Raw genomic sequence first — 15,496 nt, 5'->3', positions numbered from 1 at the left:
GACCTTCTCCGGTGTTTCGTCCTGCCGCGTGACGGCCCATGGCGGTCCTCTCTGTCGCCGACCGCCATACTTAATAACAGATCTAATACACGTATGTCACAAATTTCACATCATTCACGGAAGTGGTCCCATCCCCCCACCGTCCTGACCTGCCCGTCCACGCGGACGCCCTGACCCTGCTCGACCTCGCCGATGACCGTCCACTCCGGCGGCAGCCGTACGGCGGGAGGGAAGGTCGCGGCGAGCGCGTGGTCGTCGCCGCCGGTCAGCACCCACTCCAGCGGGTCGGCCCCCAGTTCGCCGGCCGCCGCGGCCAGGACCTCCGCCACGGGCAGGGCGGCGGCGTCCAGGGCGACGGCCACTCCCGAGGCCTCCGCGACGTGCCCGAGGTCCTGCAGCAGGCCGTCGCTCACGTCGAGCATGGCCGTCGCGCCGAGCAGCGCGGCCCGGGGCCCGCAGGCGTACGGCGGCCGGGGGCGCCGGTGCGCCTCCGGAAGCTCCCGCAACTCCGGCGCCCCGGCGCCCGCCCCCGCCGTGAGCAGGGCGAGACCCGCCGCCGCGTGACCGAGGCGTCCCGCCACCGCGACCACGTCCCCGGGCCGCGCGCCCGACCGGGTCACCGGCGGCCGTCCGCCGAGGTCCCCGAGCGCGGTCACCCCGAGCACGACGATCTCCGAACGCGTGACGTCGCCCCCCGCCACGGTCGCGCCGACGAGGTCGCACTCGTCGCGGAAGCCGTCGGTCAGCGCGTCCAGCCAGTCGGCGGCGGCGTCCGGGGGCAGGCCGAGCCCGACCACCAGCGCGGTGGGATCGGCTCCCATGGCGGCGATGTCGGCGAGGTTCTGCGCCGCCGCCTTGCGGCCGATGTCGTAGCCACCCGACCAGTCGCGGCGGAAGTGCCGTCCCTCGACCAGAAGGTCCGTGCTCACCACCACCCGGCCGTCGGGCGCGCGCAGGATCGCGGCGTCGTCACCGGGGCCCAGCAGCACGGCCGCACCCTGGGTAAGCCGTCCCGATATTCGCTGAATTACTCCGAATTCGCCCAGTTCTCCGACTGTGATAGCACACCCCTTGTGCATCCGAGGTACGGTTACGCTCCGGCACTGATCTCTACCCGGAGGGCATCATGGTGCAGGCCTACATCCTTATCCAGACCGAGGTCGGCAGGGCGGCCAACGTGGCCGAGGAGATCTCGTCCATCCCTGGGGTGACGCAGGCCGAGGATGTCACCGGCCCCTACGACGTGATCGTCCGCGCCCGGGCCAACAACGTGGACGAACTCGGCAAGCTCGTGGTGGCCCAGATCCAGGCGGTGCAGGGCATCACTCGTACACTGACGTGTCCGATCGTCCACATCTGACCGCGAACCGACCGGGGGGACGATGCGCGTGGCGAGGCGGCCCGGGGCGGTGGGCACGGCCGCGGCGGGTGTGACGTTGGCCCTGCTCGCGGCCTGCTCGTCCACCGTCCACGTGGAGCCGCCCACTCCCGCCGGCGAGGCCGCGGCGGCCTGCCGCAGGCTCGGCGCGGCCCTGCCGGAGACGCTCGACGGGCTCGGCCGGGCCGGTTCCGAGCCGCCCTCGCCGTACGTCGCCGTCTGGGGCGACGGCCAGATCGCCCTGCGCTGCGGTGTGCCCCGGCCGGCCGCCATGGAGCCGACGGCCGAGGTCGTCGACGTCAACGGCGTCGGCTGGTTCCAGGACCCCCGGCTGCCGACGCTGTTCACCTCGGTCAACCGGGTGGCGTACGTCGAGGTCACCATCGCCAAGAACCACCAACCGGCCGCGGTGCTGGTCGATCTCGCCGGGCCGGTCAAACGCAACGTCCCCGAGTAGTCGGCGCCTGGGACGGCACGGTCAGCGCAGCCCGGCGGGGCGGCGCAGGGCGAGCTGGATCAGGCGGTCCACCAGGTCGGCGTACGGCAGCCCGGTGGCGGCCCACAGCTGCGGCGCGACCGACAGCGAGGTGAAGCCCGGCATGGTGTTGATCTCGTTGACGATCAGCTCCCCGGACGGCGTGTAGAAGAAGTCGACCCTCGACAGTCCCTCGCAGCCGAGCGCCTCGTACGCGCGCACCGCCATGGCCCGGATCGTCTCGGCCACCTCGGCGGGGATGTCGGCCGGGGCCCGCAGCTCCATCTGGCCGGGGTGATACTTGGCCTCGAAGTCGAAGAACTCGCGCTCGCCCCGCACCAGCACCTCGCCGGGGACGCTGGCCTCGGGAGCGGCGCCGTCCGGCGACTCCAGCACCGCGCACTCGATCTCCCGGCCGACGACGGCGGCCTCGACCAGCACCTTCGGGTCGTGCTCGCGGGCCCGCTCGATCGCCTGCTCCAGCGACTCGGGATCGTGCGCCTTGGAGATGCCCTGCGACGACCCGGCCCTGGACGGCTTGACGAACACCGGCCAGCCCAGTTCCTCGATCTCCTTCAGCACCCGGCCGCGGTCGAGGCGCCAGTCGCGGTCCCGTACGACCACGAACGGGCCGACCGGCAGGCCGGCGGCGCGCAGGACGAGCTTCATGTACGCCTTGTCCATCCCGACCGCGCTGGCCAGCACGCCCGAGCCGACGTAACGGACCCCGGCCATCTCCAGCAGGCCCTGGATGGTTCCGTCCTCGCCGAACGGGCCGTGCATGACCGGGAAGACGACGTCCACCTGCCCGAGCGGGAGCGGGATCTCGCCGGGCTCCAGGGCCACGAGCGCGCCCGAATCCGCGGGCAGCGCGAGCGCCGTGCCCGAGTCGTCCACGACGGGGAGGCGGCCCGACTCGATCGCGTACGTCTGGCTGCCGGAGGCCAGCACCCAGCGCCCGTCCTGGGCGATGCCGATGGGGACGACCTCGTACTTCGTCCGGTCGATGGCCTGCAGCACGCTGCCCGCGCCCATCAGCGAGACGGCGTGCTCGGAGTTGCGCCCGCCGAAGACGACTGCCACGCGCACGCGTGACGGGGACTCGCGATCCTCATTCATGATGCCCGAATCTACCGTGTTCGAGGGGCATAACGGCTTGTCAGCCGCGCGCGGCGGAGAGCCGGACGGCTGGTCAGACGCCGTAGCGCTCCGGTTTCGGCGTGCGGGACATGAGCAGCACGGCGGCCTCTCCGGGGGTCATGCCGTCGTGGACGACCCCCACGACCACCTCGGTGATCGGCATCTCCACATCGTGCTTCCTGGCCAGTTCGAGCACCGACTCACACGACTTGACGCCCTCGGCGGTCTGCTTCGTGGCCGCGACGACCTCGGCCATCGTCATCCCGCGGCCCAGGTTCTCGCCGAAGGTCCGGTTGCGCGACAGCGGCGAGGTGCAGGTCGCGACGAGGTCGCCCATGCCGGCGAGGCCCGCGAAGGTGTGCTGGTCGGCGCCGAGCGCCGCGCCCAGCCGGGCGATCTCGGCGAGCCCCCGGGTCATGAGCGTGGCGCGCACGTTGTCGCCCAGGCCCATGCCGGCCGCGACGCCGACGGCCAGCGCGATGACGTTCTTGACCGCGCCGCCAAGTTCGACGCCGACCACGTCCGGGTTCGTGTACGTCCGGAACCACGGCAGGTGGCACGCCTCCTGCAGCCGGGCCGCCACCTCCTCGTCGGTGCAGGCGACGACGGCCGCGGCGGGCTGCCGCCGGGCCAGTTCGGGGACCAGGTTGGGCCCGGAGACCACGGCCACCCGGCTCTCCGGCACCTCCGCCACCTCGCAGACGACCTCGCTCATTCGCTTGCAGGTGCCGAGTTCGACGCCCTTCATCAGGCTGACCAGCACGGCCCCGGGCGGGATGTGGTGCTTCCACACCTGGAGGTTGCCGCGCAGCGTCTGGGACGGGATGGCGAGGACCACGAAGTCCGCGCCGTCCATGGCCTCGGCGGGGTCGGTCGTCGCGCGCAGGGTGTCGGGCAGCCGCGTCCCCGGCAGGTACTCCGGGTTCTCCCGGGTCTCGTTGATCGCGTCGACGATCTGCGCCCGCCTGCCCCAGAGGGTCGGAGTGGTGCCCGCCTCGGCGAGGATCATCGCGAACGTGGTGCCCCACGAGCCCGTACCAAACACAGCCGCCCTGGTCACTGGACGCACCACTCCTCTTGCCTCGCGCGCTCACCCCTCACCGTACGCTCCGGTCAGCCGTTGGAGTCGTTCTTCGGGTCATAGGGGACCTCTGGCGCCTTCTCATCCCGAATCTCGGCGAGCAGGGCGGTGATGGCCGCCATGATGTCCGCGGTCGCGTCGCGCAGGACCGAGCCGCGCAGGGGCTGTCCGGCGTACCGGGACAGGTCGACCGGCGGCCCGGCGAGCACGTGGAAGGTCGTGCGGGGCAGGAGGCGAGGCTTCTTCTCGCCGTACGGCAGCAGCTCCTGGGCGCCCCAGTGAGCGATCGGGATGACCGGCACGCCGCTCGTCAGGGCCAGCCGGGCGACGCCGGTCTTGCCCGCCATCGGCCACATCTCGGGATCGCGGCTGATCGTGCCCTCGGGATAGAACATGATGCAGGCGCCGTTCCGCAGCCGCTCTTCGGCGATCTTGAGCGACCGCGTGGCCTCGGTGCTGTTGCGCTCGACCGGGATGGCCTGGAGCTGCCTGACGGCGCGGCCGAGGAGGGGCAGCCGGAAGAGGCCGGCCTTGGCCAGGATCGTCGGCCACCGCCCGTTGTTGTAGAGGTAGTGGGCGAGCAGCACGGGGTCGGACCACGACAGGTGGTTGGCCGCGATGATCAGCCCTCCCGTGCGCGGGATGTTCTCCCCGCCGCGCCACTTCCGCCGTACGAACAGCCGGGAGATCGGCTTGACGACGACGACCGCGAGCGCCTCCCACCGGCGGGGCGGCCGCCCGGCCCGCCGGCTCACCACCCCTTGGGGACGACCGGAACCGGGGTCGACGGCGCGGGGTGCGGGAGTGCTCGGGTCGGGTGCGGGGTCGCTGGGGTGGCTCACAAGGTCTCCAAAATCACCAGAATCCGGGACAAGTCTCCCGGTTGGCCATGCGCGATGTCGAGGCGGGATGCTACAACCATGCCCCTGGTGCGATGGTCAATTGTGGTTCCGGTGAAGACCCTGATCCGGGCCAAGACCCGGCTCGCCGCCGCGGCGGGGCCGTACCGCGCCGACCTGGCGGTGGCGGTGGCCCTCGACACCGTGGCGGCGGCGCTGCGCTGCCGCCTCGTGGCGCGGGTGGTGGTCGTGACGGCCGACCCGCTGCCCGCGCGGCGGCTGGCCGCCCTGGGCGCCCACGTGGTGGCCGATCCCGACCGGGGCCTGAACACGGCCCTGCGGACCGGCGCGGAGGAGGCCGTACGGCTCGCGCCGGGCGACGCGGTCGGCGCCCTGCAGGCCGACCTGCCCGCCCTGCGGCCCGCGGAGCTGGAGACGGTGCTCGGGGCCGCGCCGGAGTTCGACCAGGCGTTCGTCCCCGACGCCGCCGAGGTCGGCACCACGTTCTACGGCGTACGGCCCGGCGTGCCCTTCCGGCCGGGATTCGGCGGCGAGTCACGGGCCCGGCACCTCTCGCGGGGGGCCAAGGAGCTGGCCCCGCCCGGGATCGCCTCGGTACGCCGGGACGTCGACACGGTCGAGGACCTGCGCGAGGCCCTCGCCCTCGGAGTCGGCCCCGCGACCGCCGAGGTCGCCGCCCGGATCCTCGGCGGCGCACCGCGCTGACGCGTCAGCGGCCAGACCGTGGTGGCAGGGAAAGGCGGTCACGCCGAGCCCCCGCTCCGGCATGACCGCCCGCGACTCCGTCGTGCCCGCTAGTGGGTCGCCTCCGCGTTCTCGCGGGCGTGCCTGGGCAGGAGGAACGCCACCGCGAACGTCACGAGGAGCATCCCGGCGACGACCCAGAGGGTGACCTTCATGGCCTGGTCGAAGCTCGCGGCTGTGGGCAGGTCGCCGAGCAGGTCGAAGAAGATCGTGCCGAGCAGGGCCACGCCGAAGGCGTTGCCCAGCTGCTGGACCGCGGTCATCGTGCCGGAGGCCGAGCCGGTCTCGTGCTCCTCCACCCCGGCCAGGACGATGTCGAAGAACGGCGACATCAGCATGCCCATGCCGACCCCGCTCACCAGCAGGGCGGGGACGAGCTGCCAGGCGGTCACCTGCGTCCCGGTGACGGTCAGCGTGAGCAGGACGCCGAGGACCCCCAGCGTCATGACCAGCGTGCCGAGGTGCAGCAGCCGGCGGCCGAGCTTCTGCAGCGGCTGGGCGACCCCGAAGCCGACGATCATGCCGGCGGACCACGGGACCATCACCAGGCCGGCCTTCAGCGCGGAGTAGTGCAGCCCGATCTGGCAGTAGAGGTTGAACGCCAGCATGAACCCGGCCATGCCGGAGAAGAACACCAGCCCGGTGAACAGGCCGCCGGTGAACGCGCGCTTGCGGAACAGGCTCGGCACGATCAGCGGGTCGCCGCCCGCGCGGCTCCTGCGGGACTGGAACCACCCGAAGGCGGCGAAGACCACCACCGAGGCGGCGAGCATGACGAACGCCCACGCCGGCCAGTCGTGCTCACGCCCCTGCACGAGGGGGTAGATCACCAGGAAGCCGCCCAGGGAGGCGAGGACGACGCCGCCCAGGTCGAGCCGCAGCGGGTGCGGCGACCGCGACTCGGGCAGGAAGCGCAGACCGGCGGCCAGCGCGGCGAGGCCGAGCGGCAGGTTGACCAGGAAGATCATGCGCCAGCCGGTGCCCCAGTAGTCGGCCTCCACGAGCCAGCCGGCCAGGATCGGGCCGCCCACGGCGGACAGGCCCATCATCGGCCCGAACATGCCGAACGCCTTGCCCATCTCGGACGGCGGGAACATCTCCTTGATCATGCCGAGCCCCTGGGGCAGCATGACCGCGCCGAACAGGCCCTGCACCACCCGGGCTCCGATGAGCATCTCGGGCGACTGCGCGACGGCGCACAGCAGGGAGCCCGCGGTGAATCCGGCGGCCCCGATCAGGAACATCCGCTTCCGCCCGAAGATGTCGCCCAGCCGGCCGCCGGTGATCAGGCCCACGGCCATGGCCAGCGTGTAGGCGGCGCCCAGCCACTGGATGACGGACTCCGATCCGCCCAGGTCGGCGCGCATGCTCGGGGCCGCGATGTTGGTGACCATCGCGTCGAGCAGATCCATGATCTCGGCCGCGAGGATCACGAAGAGAGCGGCCCAGCGCCACCGGTACGCGGGCGCCTCATCCACCGGCGCCTCGGACGCCGCGGTGCTGACGGTGTTCGCCATCACCCCTCCTTGAGTTTCTGAACAGTGTTCACCAATAACTGAGCGCTGTTCTATCATTGAACAGCGTTCAGTTCAAAGTCCGCTGTTCTCACGATATATCTCGTTCCCGCGACACACAAGATATATCTCGTTTGGAGAGCGGTGTTCGCTGAGCAGGAGCGGTGTTCACTACCATGGGCGTGAGAGTGGGAGGTTCTCGTTGACGCAGCCGGACATGCCGACGCCGCCGTGGGAACGCCCGCCGAAGCGACGGAGGCCGCCCAGGGCGCCCCTGAGCCGGGAGCGCATCGTGGACGCCGCGTACGCGGTCCTCGACCGGGAGGGCTACGACGGGCTGAGCATGCGCCAGGTGGCCGCCGAGCTGCACGTCGCCGTCTCGGCGCTGTACGTCCACGTGCGCGACAAGGACGAGTTGCTGCAGCTGATGTACAACCGGCTCTTCGACGGCTACGAGCTGCCCGAACCCGATCCCGAGCAGTGGAGGGAGCAGCTCAGGAACTTCGCCCGTCAGGGAAGGCAGCGCCTGCTCAGCCACCGGGACATGGCGAAGATCTCGATGGCCCACGTCCCCTTCACCCCGGAGCTGCTCCCCCACGTCGAACGGATGCTGGCGATGTTCACCGCCGCCGGGCTGCCGCGGAAGGTCGTCGCCATCGCGGGCGACCTGCTGTCGACGTACATGGACGGGTTCGTGCTGGAGGAGAGCCTCTGGCGGGACCGCTATCCGGAGAACGGCGGAGCGGCCCCGGAGAAGATGCGCGAGGAGATCCAGAGCTACTTCGCCTCGCTGCCGCCGGACCGGTTCCCGAACCTGGTGGAGCTGGCCGACGTCATGGTGGACGAGTCGAACGACTACCGGTTCGAGCTCGGCGTCGAGATCATCCTGCGCGGCATCGCCTCCTACATCGGCGAGCCGGACCCCGGGGACGACCAGCCGGAACCGGGCTGAGCCTCAGCTCACCCGGCGGATGCCCGGCGCCAGCAGGATCGGCAGATGCGCGAGCGCGTACGCGCCGCAGGCCGTCCAGAACGCCACGCGCACCCCGGCGAGCTGCCCGAGCGTGCCCGCCAGCAGGCCGCCGAGCGGCGCCGGGCCCCACATGAGGAACCGCATGGTGGCGCTCAGGCGGCCGAGCAGGTGCGGTGGGCAGATCGACTGACGGTAGGTCCCCTGCGCCACGGAGAAGACGGTCGTCGCGACCCCACTGGCAGCGAGGGCCGCCGGGAAGATCAGCAGGCGCGCGCCTCCCCCGGTGAACGCGAGCGGAGGGATGAACAGCGTGGCCGCCAGCGCCGACGCGTACATGGCCCGGCCCGTGCCCATCCGGGCGACGGCTCTCGGGCCGAGCCAGGCGCCGAACACCCCGCCGGCCGCGCCCGCGGACAGCAGCGTGCCGTACGCGCCCGGGGACACGCCGACCTCACGGACGAGGTACAGCGGCACGGTGGCCGACCACAGGCCGAACGACGTCATCGTCAGCGCCCCGACCATGGCGACGCGGCGCAGGACGGGCTGCCCGAGGACGAACCGGAGCCCTTCGGCGATCTCGGACCGCAACCCGCCGCGCGCCGCCTCGCCCTGCTCTGTGCCCTGCCTCTCGCCCGGGCTCCCGGCCCGTCCTCGCCCCCCGTCCGTCCGTACGCGGACGAGCAGCAGCGCGGAGACGGCGTAGCTGAGGGCGTCGGCGACGACCGCCATGGGCGCGGTGAGCGCCTGGACCAGCCAGCCGCCGATCGCGGGGCCCGACAGTTCGGCGACCGAGACGTTCGCGGCCAGCACGCCGTGCCCGCGGGCGAGGCCCCGCGGGCCCACGATGGCGGGCAGGTAGCTCTGGTGCGCCACGTCGAAGAAGACCGTGCACAACCCGGTCAGCAGGGCCACCGCGTACATCTGCGGAAGTCCGAGCGCGCCGGCCGCCGCGGCGGCGGGAATCGACAGCAGCGCCGCCGCGCGGACCACGTCGGCCGCGACCAGCACCGGACGGCGCGGCATCCGGTCGACCCAGGCTCCGGCGGGCAGCCCGACGAGCAGGAAGGCCAGCATCTCCGCGGCGGTGAGCAGGCCCACCTGGAACGGGGCTCGCGTGCAGGGTGATCGCCGCCGTGAGCGGCAGGGCGACCAGGGAGACCTGGCTGCCGACCTTGCTGATCGCGTCGGCGCCGGCGTAGCGCCGGAAGTCCCGGGCACGCCACAGGCTCCGGCTCGCCGTCGTGGTCACGCCGGACGATGCTGGCACCCGCACGATCAGGACGTCAACGGAGTTTCACGGCGGTACGGGACGCGGCGATAGGCTGACGACGTGCGGGTGACGGTGCAGGCTACGGTGCGGAGCTTCGATCCGGAGAGCCGGTCGGGCGTGGTCCTCCTCGACGACGGCGCCCGCGTCCCCTTCGACCGCGAGGCGTTCGACGCCGGGCCGCTGCGACACCTGCGTCCCGGTCAGCGGGTCGCCCTCCTCATGGCGGACGGCCGGGTCTCCTACCTCACGCTGTCGACCTTCCCGGTGCCCGGAGAAGGGGACCTCATGGTTGACACCGGGCGGGTTTGACCGGACGCCCTGGCCAGGGGTGTACTGAAAGGGCAGGCATCTCGTTCGGTGAGGCGTCTGCGCGGACACAGGCCACTGACCCTCCTCGTCGAGAGACGTCCCGGGTCAGGACAGGTCTCCCCGGCTTAAGGGGTGACCCCAAGTGGCTTCCCCGCTCGCGGGGATCACGCCGCGCAGTGCCGAAGCTCTTACGTGAGGGGTGCGTGCGCGACGCGGTACGGCGAGGGGCGCGGTCGTCGCCCCATGACCGTGAGGAGGTGGTCGGGATGAGTTCCGGCAGTCCACATCCGTTCCGTCCCGTCACCCTTCCCGCGCCCGGCGGGCTCCGCCGGAGGTGATCCGGCTCGTCGCGCGGGCCGAGACCGCGCAGGCGCGTCCGGCCCCGCCGCCCGGCGTGTGACGGGTGCCCATCCGTGCCCGGATGTCCGGCGCGTGACAGGAGGTCCGTCATGACCATCACGATTTCTGTCCCGTTCGCGCTGCCGCCGACCCTGGTCAGGGCGGCTCGCGCCCTGTTCCCCGTCCTGATGCCGCTGGCCCTCGCGCTGGTGGGCACCGCCGACGCGGGAGTCGGCCTCGTCGTGGGGCTGGAGATCGGGCTCGCGATCCTGCGGCATCTGCTGGGGACCTGACCGCCGTACGGCATCAGGAGAGGGCGGCCGCCGGTGGCAGACGCAGGGCGATCATGGCGATGTCGTCCTCTCCCGTCAGGGGCATCCCGGTGAGCAGTTCGTCGCAGAACCGGCCCAGGGGTGCGCGGGCGAGCGGCTCGGCGCACCGCCGCAGCCGTTCGAGCCCGTCGCCGATGTCCTCGCCCCGCCGTTCGACGAGGCCGTCGGTGTAGAGCAGCAGGGTGGCGTGCGGCGGCAGCGGCTCCACGGCACTGGCCCACGGCCTGTCGTGATCCAGGCCGAGGAGGGGGTTGCGCCCGTCCCGCAGAAAGCGGCTCCGCCCGTCGCCGGTCACCAGCAACGGCGGCGGATGCCCGGCCACCGAGTAGGCCAGCCGCCAGCCGCCCTTCTCGTCCCTCTCGGCGCGGGTCAGGACGCAGGTCGCGGTGCTCTCGCCGTTCAGGGTCCCCAGGGCCGTGTTGAGCCGCCGCAGGACGTGCCCGGGGGACTCGTCGCGGTCGACGGCGAGCGCCCGCAGCATGTTCCGCACCTGGCTCATGCACACGGCCGCGGCGAGGTCGTGCCCGGCCACGTCACCGATCACCAGGTCGAGGGCGCCGCCGGACGGCACGAACGCGTCGTACCAGTCTCCGCCGATCTCCGCGGCGGTCGGGCTCGCCTGGTAGCGCGCGGCGATCTCCAGGCCGGGCACCCGGGGCGGCTCCGCCAGCAGGCTGTGCTGCAGGGCCAGCGCCACTCTCTGGTTGCGGCGGAACCGCAGGGCCTTGCTGACCGCGTCGTGCGTGTGGTCGAGCATCTCCCGCATCAACCGGACGTCGTCCGGCGCGATCGGAGGGCGGTCCCCGCAGACTCCGGTCACGACCACCGTCGCCACCTCGCCCTCGACGACGACCGGCATGATGGCCAGGCTGTGCTCCCCGGCCTCCTCGATCCAGGCCGTCACGTTGTCCGCGCAGGGGAACGGCGGCCGTCCCGGCGGGAAGGTCGCCTGCAGGGGCCGGCGCTGCCGCACCGCGCGTACGAACCCGCTGTCGGCGGGGTGGTACTCCTTGCGCCGCGCCGGCAGGCTCGGCAGCCCCTCCCGTACGGCGGAGGCGACGCGCTCGGTGACGATCGACGCGGGCGGCGCGCCGATCGCCTCGGGCAGCAGGTAGACGTAGCACGAGTCGGCCAGCTCCGGCACGATCACGTTGGCGAACTCCTGGCACATCTCCTCGATGTTGGAGATGTCGCTCGCGGCGGCGGCGGCGCGGTCCAGCAGCCGGCGACGCCGGGCCTCCTGCCACTCCTGCTCGACGTCGGTGGAGGCGCCCACCCACTCCACCACCTCGCCGTCCTCGTGCACGGGCACGGCCCGGTAGCGGACGTGACGGTAGCGGCCGTCGGGGGTGCGGACGCGGTAGATCTGCTCGTAGAGCGAGACGGCCTCTTCGGTGGCCCTGTCCCAGGACTCAACGGCGGCCGCGCGGTCCTCGGGGTGGACGGCCCGGAACCACCCGTCGCCGAGGCTCTCCTCCACGCTCTGCCCCGTCAGCCGCTGCCAGCCCTGGCTCATCTCCCTGGCCTCGCCGTGCGGGCCGGTCACCCACACCAGATGCGCGTCCGCCCACACCATGCTCTGGTAGCGGCGCTGGATGCGGCGCCACTCCTTCTCCATGACCCGGACGCGCCGGGCGGCGGCGAGATGCGCCGTGATCTCCTGGACCACCGCCAGCAGACCGTTCTCCCCGCACGTGAGGGGCACCCTGGACAGGCTCAGGCGGAAGGAGCCCTCACGGGACGCGCCGCCGGGACCGGTCACCGTGACGACGACCTCGTCGAGGCAGGCCGCCTCCCCCGTCTCCAGGACGTGGCCGAGCGTGCCGGGCGAGAGCCGCCGGACGAGGCCGGGGAGGGCCTCCCGGACGGGCGTCCCGGCCGGCCACCCGCCGGCCGCACGGTCGCCGCACGTCCACCCGTCGACCGACCACTCACCGTCCGGCCGCTCGCCGAACATGGCGGCGACGGCGGCGTTCGTGTAGACGAGCCGATGGTCCTCGCCCCGGGTCACCAGGACCCCGACCGGCGCCTGGTCGAACAGGTCCAGTGGAATGCGGCTGGTCTCTCGTTCGTGGCCGACGTGCACTGACTCAATCCCCCGGTCGCATCGCGCGCGGACCACCGGGGGTCCGGGAGGCGCCCCGGCGATTCGCTTTCCCGATGGTTGCACACGTTTGCGCAGTTCAGGGTGGAGTTTCGCGCTGTTTACCCCGTCATGACGGGCACAAGACGAACGGCGCCCGGGAACCCGAGCGCCGTCCACAGTGCTGAACCTGCGTGAGCCTTGCTTGAACGATCCCGCTTGAACGTTCCTGCCGGAACGCCCTTGCAGAGACGACAACGCCGGCGACGACCACAGGGCCGGCCGTCGCCGGACCCCGCGGGCCGGCTACTTCTTCTTGGCGGCCTTGCCGCCCGCGTTGACCTGCTCCTTGAAGTCCGCGCCAGGGCGGAACCTTGGCGCCCAGCTCTCCTCCACCTTGATCGGGTCGCCTGTGGAGGGGTTGCGAGCCGTACGGGCGGGCTTGTGCACCATCTCGAAGGCGCCGAAGCCGGTGATCGAGACCTTGTCGCCACTGGCGACGGCACCCTGGATGGCGTCGAGGACGGCGTTGACGGCCTCGGTGGCCGTCTTCTTGTCACCGACACGATCCGTGATCGCGTCGACGAGTTCCTTCTTGTTCATTTCGGTTCCTCCCCCTTACGCGCTTGAAATTAGGGGACGAGGTCGCGGGACTCAATCACCGGGGGGCATGTTTCGCCTGCTCGGCGTGTCGGATGCGCCGTCCAGATAGGCGATGAAGACGTCCAGCCGGGCGGCCGCATGGGCTATGTCCCGCTTTGCCACGTCACAGATAGCAAGCAGCCGTCGCGCCAGGCGGGCCTGCTCCTCCTGTGGTAAGGCTAACGCCCTGACGCGGCGGTGCGCATCACGCAGTCGCCGCGCCAGCAGCGCGTCTTCGGTCTGAGGCTCGTTCAGACGGTCGTCGGCAGCCATGGCTGCCGCCCATTCTCGTACTCCTCGATGGCGTCCGCGTGACGCAGGGTCAGGCCGATGTCGTCGAGACCCTCCAGCAGCCGCCAGCGGGTGTAGTCGTCGATCTCGAACGACGCGACCAGGTCCCCCGCGCGCACCTGGCGTTCCACGAGGTCGACGGTGATCTCCGTCTTCGGGTCGGCCTCCACCGCGTCCTGCAGGCTCTTGACGACGTCCTCGGGCAGGACGACCGGCAGCAGGCCCATCTTGGTGGAGTTGTTGCGGAAGATGTCGCCGAACCGCGAGGCGATCACGGCGCGGAAGCCGTACTGCTGCAGGGCCCAGACGGCGTGCTCACGCGAGGAGCCGGTGCCGAAGTCGGGTCCGGAGACGAGGATCGACGCGCCCTCGTACGCCGGGTCGTTGAGCACGAACGACGGGTCCTCCCGCCAGGCGGCGAACAGGCCCTTCTCGAAGCCCGTACGGCTGACCTGCTTGAGCCAGACGGCCGGGATGATCTGGTCGGTGTCCACGTTGCTGCGGCGCAGCGGCACGGCCCGGCCGGTGTGCGTGGTGAAGGCGTCCATGATGATCTTCTCCTGGGACGTGGGCGGACTAGAGGTCGGCGGGGGCGGTCAGCCGGCCGGTCACCGCGGTCGCCGCCGCGACCTGCGGCGACACGAGATGAGTGCGCCCGCCCTTGCCCTGGCGGCCCTCGAAGTTGCGGTTGGAGGTCGAGGCGCTGCGCTCACCCGGCTTCAGCGTGTCGGGGTTCATGCCGAGGCACATCGAGCAGCCGGCCTCGCGCCACTCGGCGCCGGCCGCCGTGAAGACCTCGTGCAGGCCCTCCTCCTCCGCGGCCTTCTTGACCCCCATGGAGCCCGGGACGATCAGCGTACGGGTGACGACCGAGCGGCCGCGCAGGATCTCGGCGGCGGCGCGCAGGTCCTCGATGCGGCCGTTGGTGCACGATCCCACGAAGACCGTGTCGACCTGGACGTCGCGCAGCGGCGTGCCGGCGGTGAGGCCCATGTACTCCAGCGCCCGCTCGGCGGCGGCCCGCTCGACCGGGTCGGCGAACTGCTCGGGCGACGGCACGGCGGCGCCGAGCGGCGCGCCCTGTCCCGGGTTGGTGCCCCAGGTGACGAACGGCGTGAGGGTCGCGGCGTCGATCTCCACGACCTTGTCGAACACGGCGTCGTCGTCGGTGCGCAGCGTCTTCCAGTACTCGACCGCCCGGTCCCAGGCCTCGCCGGAAGGCGCGTGCGCACGGCCGCGCAGGTACTCGAACGTGGTCTCGTCGGGGGCGATCAGGCCCGCCCGCGCGCCGGCCTCGATCGACATGTTGCATACGGTCATGCGGCCCTCCATGGAGAGCCTGCGCACGGCCTCGCCGCGGTACTCGACGATGTGACCCTGCCCGCCGCCGGTGCCGATCTTCGCGATGATCGCGAGGATCAGGTCCTTGGCGGTCACGCCGACCGGAAGCTCGCCCTTGACCTCGATGGCCATCGTCTTGGGCCGGTAGGCGGGCAGCGTCTGGGTGGCCAGCACGTGCTCGACCTCGGAGGTGCCGATGCCGAACGCGATGGCCCCGAACGCGCCGTGGGTCGAGGTGTGCGAGTCGCCGCAGACGATGGTCATGCCGGGCTGGGTCAGCCCGAACTGCGGGCCGATGATGTGCACCACGCCCTGGCCGGCGTCGCCCATCGGGTGCAGGCGGACACCGAACTCGGCGGCGTTCTTGCGCAGCGTCTCGACCTGCGCACGCGACACCGGGTCGGCGATCGGCCCGAGCACGGTCGGCACGTTGTGGTCCTCGGTGGCGATCGTGAGCTCCGGACGGCGCACGGGACGGCCGGCCATGCGCAGGCCGTCGAACGCCTGCGGGCTGGTCACCTCGTGGATGAGGTGCAGGTCGATGTAGAGCAGGTCGGGCTCGCCCTCGGCCCGGCGTACGACGTGCTGCTCCCAGACTTTCTCAGCCAGTGTTCGACCCATGGTTGACGCCTCCTCGCGCTCAGGCCCCCGGCAATGTCTCTCATGATGAGACGGATATATCGGGATATGGACAGTCTATCTAGTTATCCCCACCATTGCGTTT

General features: G+C 71.8%; 17 protein-coding genes and 1 riboswitch. Of the genes, 6 read left to right on the top strand and 11 right to left on the bottom strand.

Annotated features, from left to right (window positions below):
• Positions 1 to 110: 110 nt before the first annotated feature.
• Positions 111 to 1,079: a thiamine-phosphate kinase gene (locus tag HHX40_RS17085; protein ID WP_182881381.1), complete on the bottom strand. Its 969-nt coding sequence runs from the start codon at positions 1,077 to 1,079 to the stop codon at positions 111 to 113.
• 47 nt (positions 1,080 to 1,126) lie between these two features.
• Between HHX40_RS17085 and HHX40_RS17080 the strand changes: the two genes are divergently transcribed.
• Together HHX40_RS17080 and HHX40_RS17075 are read left to right on the top strand one after the other, a co-directional pair.
• Positions 1,127 to 1,360 carry an Lrp/AsnC family transcriptional regulator gene (locus tag HHX40_RS17080; protein WP_111698157.1) on the top strand — a complete coding sequence of 78 codons (234 nt, stop codon included), beginning with the start codon at positions 1,127 to 1,129 and terminating at the stop codon, positions 1,358 to 1,360.
• A gap of 22 nt (positions 1,361 to 1,382) precedes the next feature.
• Positions 1,383 to 1,835, top strand: a complete 453-nt coding sequence (locus tag HHX40_RS17075) for a DUF3515 domain-containing protein (protein WP_182881380.1) — start codon at positions 1,383 to 1,385, stop codon at positions 1,833 to 1,835.
• A 21-nt stretch (positions 1,836 to 1,856) separates the two neighbouring features.
• Here HHX40_RS17075 and HHX40_RS17070 read toward each other — a convergent pair whose 3' ends face one another.
• The 3 genes from HHX40_RS17070 to HHX40_RS17060 form a co-directional block, all read right to left on the bottom strand.
• Entirely contained in the window at positions 1,857 to 2,972 is a 1,116-nt protein-coding gene (locus HHX40_RS17070; protein ID WP_138462888.1) for a D-alanine--D-alanine ligase family protein, read from the bottom strand.
• Between the two features lie 73 nt (positions 2,973 to 3,045).
• Positions 3,046 to 4,053 carry an NAD(P)H-dependent glycerol-3-phosphate dehydrogenase gene (locus HHX40_RS17065; protein WP_138462887.1) on the bottom strand — a complete coding sequence of 336 codons (1,008 nt, stop codon included), beginning with the start codon at positions 4,051 to 4,053 and terminating at the stop codon, positions 3,046 to 3,048.
• 53 nt (positions 4,054 to 4,106) lie between these two features.
• A complete protein-coding gene (locus HHX40_RS17060) occupies positions 4,107 to 4,916 on the bottom strand; it encodes a lysophospholipid acyltransferase family protein (protein WP_310738151.1) in 810 nt (269 codons plus the stop codon).
• 78 nt (positions 4,917 to 4,994) lie between these two features.
• Here HHX40_RS17060 and cofC point away from each other — a divergent pair, with 78 nt between their 5' ends.
• On the top strand, positions 4,995 to 5,639 hold the full coding sequence (gene cofC, locus HHX40_RS17055) for a 2-phospho-L-lactate guanylyltransferase (protein WP_182875390.1): 645 nt from the start codon (positions 4,995 to 4,997) through the stop codon (positions 5,637 to 5,639).
• Positions 5,640 to 5,728: 89 nt separating this feature from the next.
• On the opposite strand, the gene HHX40_RS17050 is transcribed toward cofC, so the two are convergent.
• Positions 5,729 to 7,195, bottom strand: coding sequence for an MFS transporter (locus HHX40_RS17050; protein WP_182881379.1), 1,467 nt, complete (start codon positions 7,193 to 7,195; stop codon positions 5,729 to 5,731).
• Between the two features lie 289 nt (positions 7,196 to 7,484).
• Here HHX40_RS17050 and HHX40_RS17045 point away from each other — a divergent pair, with 289 nt between their 5' ends.
• Complete coding sequence (locus HHX40_RS17045) at positions 7,485 to 8,144, top strand: TetR/AcrR family transcriptional regulator (protein ID WP_310738150.1); 660 nt, start codon at positions 7,485 to 7,487, stop codon at positions 8,142 to 8,144.
• A gap of 3 nt (positions 8,145 to 8,147) precedes the next feature.
• Here HHX40_RS17045 and HHX40_RS17040 read toward each other — a convergent pair whose 3' ends face one another.
• The gene (locus tag HHX40_RS17040; protein ID WP_310738149.1) at positions 8,148 to 9,383 is read right to left on the bottom strand and encodes an MFS transporter; all 1,236 of its coding nucleotides are present in this window, start codon (positions 9,381 to 9,383) and stop codon (positions 8,148 to 8,150) included.
• A gap of 112 nt (positions 9,384 to 9,495) precedes the next feature.
• Here HHX40_RS17040 and HHX40_RS17035 point away from each other — a divergent pair, with 112 nt between their 5' ends.
• Positions 9,496 to 9,744 (top strand): cold-shock protein, encoded by a 249-nt coding sequence (locus HHX40_RS17035; RefSeq protein WP_259403681.1) that lies wholly within the window; start codon positions 9,496 to 9,498, stop codon positions 9,742 to 9,744.
• Positions 9,745 to 9,777: 33 nt separating this feature from the next.
• Positions 9,778 to 9,950, top strand: a riboswitch (M-box (ykoK) riboswitch).
• 243 nt (positions 9,951 to 10,193) lie between these two features.
• A complete protein-coding gene (locus HHX40_RS17030) occupies positions 10,194 to 10,376 on the top strand; it encodes a hypothetical protein (RefSeq protein ID WP_182881377.1) in 183 nt (60 codons plus the stop codon).
• Positions 10,377 to 10,389: 13 nt separating this feature from the next.
• Here the strand turns inward: HHX40_RS17030 and HHX40_RS17025 are convergent, their stop codons facing one another.
• From HHX40_RS17025 to leuC, 5 genes are all read right to left on the bottom strand, one after another.
• A complete protein-coding gene (locus HHX40_RS17025) occupies positions 10,390 to 12,501 on the bottom strand; it encodes a SpoIIE family protein phosphatase (protein WP_310738148.1) in 2,112 nt (703 codons plus the stop codon).
• Positions 12,502 to 12,804: 303 nt separating this feature from the next.
• Entirely contained in the window at positions 12,805 to 13,101 is a 297-nt protein-coding gene (locus HHX40_RS17020) for an HU family DNA-binding protein (protein ID WP_111698130.1), read from the bottom strand.
• Between the two features lie 51 nt (positions 13,102 to 13,152).
• Positions 13,153 to 13,413 (bottom strand): hypothetical protein, encoded by a 261-nt coding sequence (locus HHX40_RS17015; protein WP_111698129.1) that lies wholly within the window; start codon positions 13,411 to 13,413, stop codon positions 13,153 to 13,155.
• Complete coding sequence (leuD, locus tag HHX40_RS17010; RefSeq protein ID WP_111698128.1) at positions 13,392 to 13,979, bottom strand: 3-isopropylmalate dehydratase small subunit; 588 nt, start codon at positions 13,977 to 13,979, stop codon at positions 13,392 to 13,394. The genes HHX40_RS17015 and leuD overlap by 22 nt, the downstream gene beginning before the upstream one ends.
• A 28-nt stretch (positions 13,980 to 14,007) precedes the next feature.
• Positions 14,008 to 15,393 carry a 3-isopropylmalate dehydratase large subunit gene (gene leuC, locus HHX40_RS17005; RefSeq protein ID WP_111698127.1) on the bottom strand — a complete coding sequence of 462 codons (1,386 nt, stop codon included), beginning with the start codon at positions 15,391 to 15,393 and terminating at the stop codon, positions 14,008 to 14,010.
• Positions 15,394 to 15,496 lie beyond the last annotated feature (103 nt).

The sequence above is a fragment of the Microbispora sp. H10949 genome (genome assembly GCF_014161435.1).
Lineage (GTDB): Bacteria > Actinomycetota > Actinomycetes > Streptosporangiales > Streptosporangiaceae > Microbispora > Microbispora triticiradicis.
Note: the sequence above shows the minus strand (reverse complement) of the source record. Positions and strands in the feature narration are given on the sequence as shown.

Coding starts and splice junctions, on each gene's coding strand:
- HHX40_RS17085 (WP_182881381.1), bottom strand. CDS start 1,079: ATGCACAAGGGGTGTGCTATCACAGTCGGAGAACTGGGCGAATTCGGA.
- HHX40_RS17080 (WP_111698157.1), top strand. CDS start 1,127: ATGGTGCAGGCCTACATCCTTATCCAGACCGAGGTCGGCAGGGCGGCC.
- HHX40_RS17075 (WP_182881380.1), top strand. CDS start 1,383: ATGCGCGTGGCGAGGCGGCCCGGGGCGGTGGGCACGGCCGCGGCGGGT.
- HHX40_RS17070 (WP_138462888.1), bottom strand. CDS start 2,972: ATGAATGAGGATCGCGAGTCCCCGTCACGCGTGCGCGTGGCAGTCGTC.
- cofC (WP_182875390.1), top strand. CDS start 4,995: ATGCCCCTGGTGCGATGGTCAATTGTGGTTCCGGTGAAGACCCTGATC.
- HHX40_RS17050 (WP_182881379.1), bottom strand. CDS start 7,195: ATGGCGAACACCGTCAGCACCGCGGCGTCCGAGGCGCCGGTGGATGAG.
- HHX40_RS17030 (WP_182881377.1), top strand. CDS start 10,194: ATGACCATCACGATTTCTGTCCCGTTCGCGCTGCCGCCGACCCTGGTC.
- HHX40_RS17020 (WP_111698130.1), bottom strand. CDS start 13,101: ATGAACAAGAAGGAACTCGTCGACGCGATCACGGATCGTGTCGGTGAC.
- HHX40_RS17015 (WP_111698129.1), bottom strand. CDS start 13,413: ATGGCTGCCGACGACCGTCTGAACGAGCCTCAGACCGAAGACGCGCTG.
- leuD (WP_111698128.1), bottom strand. CDS start 13,979: ATGGACGCCTTCACCACGCACACCGGCCGGGCCGTGCCGCTGCGCCGC.
- leuC (WP_111698127.1), bottom strand. CDS start 15,393: ATGGGTCGAACACTGGCTGAGAAAGTCTGGGAGCAGCACGTCGTACGC.